Consider the following 7,291-nt stretch of genomic DNA (forward strand, 5'->3'; position numbering starts at 1 on the left):
ATCGCGCGGAGCACAATCCGGTTCGATCCCGGCGGGGCGGCACCGGTAGCCTTGGATGGTCCCGAACCGTTCCAGGAAGGTCTGTCGTGCTCATCGCCGGGTTCCCCGCGGGATCGTGGGGTACGAACTGCTACGTCGTCGCTACCGGCCAGGGCGCGGAGTGCATCGTGATCGACCCCGGCCAGGACGCGACGTCCGGCGTCGAGGACGTGGTCCGGGAGAACAAGCTGAAGCCTGTCGCGGTGTTGCTCACGCACGGCCACATCGACCACATGTTCTCGGTACTGCCGGTCTGCGGCGCCTATGACAGCACCGCCTGGATCCACCCGGACGACCGGCACATGCTGAGCGACCCGTTCGCCGGCATGAGCGCGGAGAGTGCGCGGATGCTGCTCGGCGGTGACTACACCTTCGCCGAGCCCGACGACGTCGCGGAGCTCAAGGACGGCCAGAGCCTGGAGCTCGCGGGCCTGCAGTTCACCGTGGACCACACTCCCGGTCACACCCGGGGTTCGGTCACCTTCACCACGCCGTACGAGGGACCCGAAGACGTCCCCGCGGTGCTGTTCTCCGGTGACGTGTTGTTCGCCGGGTCGATCGGCCGGACGGATCTGCCAGGCGGCGACCATCCGGCCATGCTGCATACGTTGGCCACCAAGATCCTGCCGATGCGCGACGAGATCGTCGTCCTGCCGGGTCACGGTGGCCAGACCACGATCGGCCGGGAGAAGGCGACCAACCCTTACCTGCAGGACCTGGAGAGCTAGAAAGTCATGAGCAAGATCAACCCGATCAGCGGGTTCCCCGAATTCCTCCCGTCGGACCGGATCGTCGAGCAGCACTTCCTCGACGTGATCCGGGAGACGTTCGAGCTGCACGGCTTCGCCTCGATCGAGACCCGCGCGGTGGAGCCGATCGAGCGGCTGTCGAATCAGGGCGAGGACGCTGACAAAGAGATTTACGCCGTCCGGCGCCTGGGTGCGTCCGTCGACGACGAAGGCCCCGGCCTCGGACTGCACTTCGACCTGACCGTGCCCTTCGCGCGCTACGTCCTGGAGAACGCCGGCAAGCTCGCCTTCCCGTTCCGCCGCTACCAGATCCAGAAGGTCTGGCGCGGCGAACGCCCGCAGGAAGGCCGGTACCGCGAGTTCACCCAGGCCGACATCGACATCGTCGGCGACGGCAGTCTGCCGTTCCACTACGAGGTCGAGCTGCCGCTGGTGATCGCCGACGCGTTCAGCAAGCTGCCCATCCCGCCGTTCCGGATCCAGGTCAACAACCGGCAGATCCCCGAGGGTTTCTACCGCGGCCTCGGCATCGAGGACGTCGCGCCCGTACTACGGATCGTCGACAAGCTGGACAAGATCGGCCCGGACAAGGTCACCCAGCTCCTCACCGCGGCGGACGGACCGGGACTGGCGGCGGAGACGGCCAAGCAGGTGCTCCGGCTGGCGGAGATCTCCTCGACGGACGCCTCGTTCGTCGAGCAGGTCCGGGCGCTCGGCGTGCAGCACGAGATCCTCGACGAGGGACTCGAGCGGCTGGCGACGATCATGACCGCGGCCAACGAGCACGCCCCCGGCCTCCTGGTCGCCGATCTGAAGATCGCCCGCGGCCTCGACTACTACACCGGCACCGTCTACGAGACCCAGCTGATCGGCCACGAGTCGTACGGCTCGATCTGCTCGGGTGGCCGGTACGACGCTCTCGCCAGCGACGGGAAGACGACCTATCCGGGCGTTGGGATCTCGATCGGGGTGTCCCGTCTGCTCGCCCGGTTGTTCAGTCAGGGTCTGCTGAAGGGTTCCCGCAGTACGCCGACCGCAGTACTGGTTGCTCTGAACAACGAAGACGAGCGCTCAGAGGCGATGCGGACCGCGGCGGCCCTGCGGGCGCGGGGGATTCCCACCGAGGTGGCGCCGGCGGCGGCGAAGTTCGGCAAGCAGATCAAGTTCGCGGACCGGCGGGGGATTCCTTTCGTTTGGTTCAGCACCGAGAACGGTCCTGAAGTGAAGGACATCCGCAGTGGCGACCAGGTACCGGCCGATCCGGCGACCTGGGCCCCGCCCGCGGACGACGTACGACCCGCTGTCGCAACGACGCAGCTCGAAACCCCTCAGGAGAACTCGTGATCCGTACCCATTCCGCAGGCTCGCTGCGTGCCGAGCACACCGGACAGACCGTCGTCCTGGCGGGCTGGGTGGCGCGGCGGCGCGATCACGGCGGCGTGGCGTTCATCGACCTGCGCGACTCCAGCGGCACGGTCCAGGTGGTCATCCGGGACGAGGAGGCCGCGCACGACCTGCGCTCGGAGTACTGCCTGAAGATCGTCGGTGACGTCTCGCCCCGCCCCGAGGGCAACGCGAACCCGAACCTGCCGACCGGCGAGATCGAGATCATCGCGGCCGAGGTCGAGGTGCTGAACGAGGCGGCCCCGCTGCCGTTCCCGGTCGAGGAGCACCACGCGACGCCGGTGAACGAGGAGGTCCGGCTCAAGTACCGGTACCTCGACCTGCGCCGCCAAGGACCGGGCGACGCGATTCGCCTGCGCAGCAAGGTGAACAAGGCCGCCCGGGGCGTGCTGGACCGGCACGACTTCGTGGAGATCGAGACCCCGACGCTGACGAAGTCGACGCCGGAGGGTGCTCGGGACTTCCTGGTTCCGGCCCGGCTGCGGCCGGGTTCGTGGTACGCGTTGCCGCAGTCGCCGCAGCTGTTCAAGCAGTTGCTGATGGTGGCGGGGATGGAGCGGTACTTCCAGATCGCGCGCTGCTACCGCGACGAGGACTTCCGCGCCGACCGGCAGCCGGAGTTCACGCAGCTCGACATCGAGATGAGCTTCGTCGACCAGGACGACATCATCGCGCTGTCCGAGGAGATCCTGGTCGAACTGTGGAAGCTCGCCGGGCATGAGGTGCAGACGCCGATCCAGCGGATGACGTATGCCGAGGCGATGGCGCGGTTCGGCAGCGACAAGCCGGATCTGCGGATGGGTCTCGAGCTGGTGGAGTGCACGGAGTACTTCAAGAACACGCCGTTCCGGGTCTTCCAGGCGCAGTACGTCGGCGCCGTGGTGATGCCGGGCGGAGCGGACCAGCCGCGCAAGCAGCTGGATGCGTGGCAGGACTGGGCGAAGCAGCGTGGGGCGCGCGGTCTGGCGTACGTGCTGGTCGGGCAGGACGGCGAGCTTGGTGGGCCGGTCGCGAAGAACCTGTCTGAGGAAGAGCGCGCCGGCCTCGCAGACCACGTTGGGGCGAAGCCGGGGGACTGCATCTTCTTCGCTGCGGGCGCGGTGAAGTCGTCGCGGGCGCTGCTGGGCGCGGCTCGGTTGGAGATCGGGCGTCGCGGTGGGCTGATCGACGAGTCGGCGTGGTCCTTCCTGTGGGTCGTCGACGCGCCGCTGTTCGAGCCGGCCGATGAGGCGACTGCCGCTGGTGATGTCGCTGTCGGATCGGGTGCGTGGACCGCGGTGCACCACGCGTTCACGTCGCCGAAGCCGGATTCGCTGGAGACGTTCGACACGGATCCTGGCAGTGCGCTGGCGTACGCGTACGACATCGTCTGCAACGGGAACGAGATCGGTGGTGGGTCGATCCGTATTCATCGCGAGGACGTGCAGAAGCGTGTGTTCAAGGTGATGGGGCTGACCGACGAGGAGGCGACGGAGAAGTTCGGCTTCCTGCTGGATGCGTTCAAGTTCGGCGCCCCGCCGCACGGTGGGATCGCGTTCGGGTGGGACCGGATCACCGCGCTGCTGGCGGGCGCGGAGTCGATCCGCGACGTGATCGCGTTCCCGAAGTCGGGCGGCGGGTTCGACCCGCTGACGTCCGCGCCGGCGCCGATCACCCCGGAACAGCGCAAGGAAGCCGGCGTCGACGCCAAGCCCGAGCCCAAGGCGGACACCGCCAAGGGCTGACGGCTGCGTGTTGCGTACTTGAGCAACTGATGGTGAGTGGTGGGAAAGTGACGGGGTTGTGAGGGTTTGTTGACAGATCTTCACGGCGCTCCCGCCCCTCCGTCCAGGAGTCGTCATGCTCAAGCGCATTCTGAGTATCGGCCTGGCCTTGGCCGGGGTCGCCGCGACCGCATTGGTCGCTGCCACCCCGGCTCACGCCGTCGCCTTCCAGACCACAGCCACCAACCTCAACATCCGCGCGGACGCCTACCTGTCCGCGGCCGTCGTCAAAGTCCTGGCCGGCCCGACCTCGGTCGAGGTGGACTGCCAGCGCTCCGGCGACTCGGTCACCGTGCCGGGCCGGGCTGCCACCACCTGGTGGGCCCACCTTCCGGCTCACGGCGGATACGCCACAGTCGGCTATATCAACACCCCGGGCACCAAGCTGCCCGGCGTACCGGACTGCCCGCCTGACCCTGAGCCGCCGTCTGGCGACGTGACTCTGGCCGACGTACAGGCGATGTTCGGCACGCGGATCGCGAACCCCACGCTGGTCAACACCGGTCTCCCGTCGCTCAACCAGGCGATGCGCGACGCCAACATCAACACCCCGCGCCGCAAGGCCGCGTTCCTGGCGACGCTCGTGCACGAGTCGCGGCTGGAGTACAACATCCGCGAGATCGGCGACACCCGGTTGTACGGCGGCCGCGGCTACATCCAGCTGACAGGCGACTTCAACTACCGACCGGCCGGCCAGTACTTCGGCATCGATCTGCTCGGCAACCCCGAGCTGGCGCGTTCCCTGCAATGGAGTGCGCCGATCGCCCGGTGGTACTGGACTGTTGCCCGCAACATCAATCCGTTCGCGGACGCGCTCAACATGGGCAAGGTCAACGCCGCCATCGGCTATCCCGCGGGAGCCGAGGACACGCGGCGCTGCGACTCCTTCAAGAACGCACTGCGGTACCTCAGCGGCTCTGTCCCGGCCGGCGTGATCTGCACCCGCCCGGCGGCGCTCGCCGGTGACACGAGCAAGCTCACCAAGGCCCAGTTCGAGGCTCTCGGACAGACGCCGGGCACGGTCGGCTGACCCGCCTACCCAACCTGCCGGTCGGGCTCCACTTCTGGTGCCCGACCGGTCCGGCTAGCGGTGCTTGGTGTTGGCGTAGACCTGGGTGCCAGATTGGTCGAAGGCGCGGTAGTCGATCTCCAGGGGGTCGTCATTGAAGATGCCGCCTTGGGAGATCGTGATGTAGCCGGCGCCGTCGAGTACGGGGACGCCGTACCAGGGGCTCGCTCCGTGCTGGGAGCGGAATCGGAGCTCAAGGCGGACGATGTTCGGGGTTGTGACGAAGGAGGATTCGAGCGGCATGATCGGACCGCCCGGCGTGATGATGGGGGAGAAGGTCCACCGGCCGTTGACGGGGTTGTCCTGGGTGAGCTTCAGGGCCTCGTCCCGGGTGAGGCCGCCCCAGCCGCTGGGGTAGCTTCGCAGCAGTTGGCCGCCCAGGCACTGGATCCAGTCGCCCTTCGCAGTGATGAAGGTCTGGGCGATCGCGCGATTCGGGTCGCCCGCTGCGAAGACGCCGGACATGAGCTTGATCCAGCGCGCCTGGCGCGAGGTCGCGGTGTCCGCTTCGGCGGGAGTCAACGGGATCGGATCGCTGTCCTCCGGGGTCTTGTCAGCCAGGCAGGTCCGTGCGGCGGCCACGGCTTCGGCGTCCGAGGCCGGACCGAGATCGAGCGACTGTCTGGGCGACTGGTTCGCGGGGACTTGGGGGATGTTGCCGCCGGGCTTGGGGACATCTGGCGGTATCGCGGTGCTGCTCGGTGTGGTGGCGGGTGGAAGCGCGGTGCCGTTGTTGCCGGTTTGGCTGAGTACTACGACGCCGGTGGTGATGACGGCGATGCCGGTGGCGGCCGCGAGGATCGGGGCCCAGGTCGGGCGGCGACGCTGCTGGGATCTGCGGGCGTGTTGGACCAGGGCGGCGCGGAGTTCGTCGGCTCGGGCGAGGTCTTCGACCGGGGGTGGGGTGGTGAGGTTCATCAGGAATCCTCCGGTCCGGGGTGGTTGAGCAGGGCTGGGAGGCGACGTCTGGCGCGGGAGAGTCGCGCCTTCACGGTGCCTTCGGCGACTCCGAGCACTACGGCGGCTTCGGCGAGGGGGAGTTCGGCCCAGTAGACGAGTTCGATCGTCTCGCGCTCATGCGGCGGGAGTTGGCGCAGTGCTTGGCGTACTGCGCGGATGTACTTCTCCGAGTCGACTCTGGCCGCGATCGCGTCGGCGTGGTCCGGGTGGTGCGCCGCGTCCGGTTGTCTGTTGATGAACTGGGTCAGCCGTCGTTTGGCTCTGGCGGTGTTGCGTAGTTCGTTGCGTGCGATCGTCAGGAGCCAGGCTCGCGCTGTCTCGTGCCGGAGTGGGCCGGGGTCTGAGCGGGCGAACTGGCGCCAGGCGGTGATGAACGTGGCCTGTACTGCGTCGTCGGCTGACCCGTAGGAGCCGGTGTGCCGGACGGCGTACGTGTGGATGACTCCGGAGTACCGGCTGAAGAGGCTGCCGAGGGCCTCGGGGTCGCGCTGGCGCAGGGCGTCCCACAACTCGTGGTCCGACTGCGGCCCACCAGGCGGCGGTCCGTCGGGCCGACTCGAAGCCATGGTCATACCTAACAGGGTCCGCTCCCCGCCTGCGGGTTGCCTGCAGTACTCCGTCGGTCGGTATCACGGCCGGCGACACCACCCACCCAACCCGAGCCCAATTCGACGCCCTCGGCAAAACGACTGGGGGCCTCGGCTAAACACTGGCCGGTACGCCGGTACGCCGGGCTCAGGTGGTTCGTCGGTCGGTAGGTGCATGTGGTTCGCGTCGCCGGGCTGCGTGATGGTGCTAGTCGCGGTGAGGCGTGTCAAGGGCGCTTCGCGGCCCTTCGGGCTCGAACAAGTTCGACCCTTGACACACCTCACCGCGACCAGGGAAGGACGCAGCTACGCCCGGAGCCGCTGGGAAGTACGGCCACAGGTTCAGGAATTACGTCGGGGCAGGGCCGAACGCGTTCGATGGAAGAAGACCTGGGGATTCGGCCGTGCTGGGAGATCTCAGTCCAGAAGTCGGGACCTTGAACACCAAATCGGGGCCTCGGACAACAAATACCTTGTCCCAGGTCCCCACGACCTGTCCGAACCCCCGACACAATCACCGCCCCGGAGCCACCCGGAGCCACCCGAACCACCCGAACCACCCGAACCACCCGAACCGCCCGAACCACCTAGCGGAACGCGCACACCACCAGGCGGACCAGCCGATGAACCCCGCCGGCCGATAGCCGCCTGCTCGACCGATAGCGTCCTACAGACCGGCATCGGTCCAACGGCGCGGCATCCGCCCGGACGGGCCTACCT

At 67.9% G+C, this 7,291-nt stretch carries 6 protein-coding genes; 4 read left to right on the forward strand and 2 right to left on the reverse strand.

Annotated elements, in window-relative coordinates:
• The first annotated feature begins 86 nt into the window (after positions 1–86).
• From VFG33_RS34595 to VFG33_RS34610, 4 genes are all read left to right on the forward strand, one after another.
• The gene (locus tag VFG33_RS34595) at positions 87–767 is read left to right on the forward strand and encodes an MBL fold metallo-hydrolase (RefSeq protein ID WP_325057230.1); all 681 of its coding nucleotides are present in this window, start codon (positions 87–89) and stop codon (positions 765–767) included.
• Between the two features lie 6 nt (positions 768–773).
• Positions 774–2,132: a histidine--tRNA ligase gene (gene hisS / locus VFG33_RS34600; protein ID WP_325057231.1), complete on the forward strand. Its 1,359-nt coding sequence runs from the start codon at positions 774–776 to the stop codon at positions 2,130–2,132.
• Entirely contained in the window at positions 2,129–3,916 is a 1,788-nt protein-coding gene (gene aspS, locus VFG33_RS34605) for an aspartate--tRNA ligase (RefSeq protein ID WP_325057232.1), read from the forward strand. The genes hisS and aspS overlap by 4 nt, the downstream gene beginning before the upstream one ends.
• Positions 3,917–4,031: 115 nt before the next feature.
• Positions 4,032–4,985: a glycoside hydrolase family 19 protein gene (locus tag VFG33_RS34610; RefSeq protein ID WP_325057233.1), complete on the forward strand. Its 954-nt coding sequence runs from the start codon at positions 4,032–4,034 to the stop codon at positions 4,983–4,985.
• Positions 4,986–5,039: 54 nt separating this feature from the next.
• Here the strand turns inward: VFG33_RS34610 and VFG33_RS34615 are convergent, their stop codons facing one another.
• Together VFG33_RS34615 and VFG33_RS34620 are read right to left on the reverse strand one after the other, a co-directional pair.
• Entirely contained in the window at positions 5,040–5,942 is a 903-nt protein-coding gene (locus VFG33_RS34615) for a hypothetical protein (RefSeq protein ID WP_325057234.1), read from the reverse strand.
• Positions 5,942–6,556, reverse strand: a complete 615-nt coding sequence (locus VFG33_RS34620; RefSeq protein WP_325057235.1) for an RNA polymerase sigma factor — start codon at positions 6,554–6,556, stop codon at positions 5,942–5,944. Before VFG33_RS34620 ends, VFG33_RS34615 begins: the two co-directional genes overlap by 1 nt.
• Positions 6,557–7,291 lie beyond the last annotated feature (735 nt).

This window comes from Kribbella sp., assembly GCF_035687465.1.
In the GTDB taxonomy this organism is placed as follows: domain Bacteria; phylum Actinomycetota; class Actinomycetes; order Propionibacteriales; family Kribbellaceae; genus Kribbella.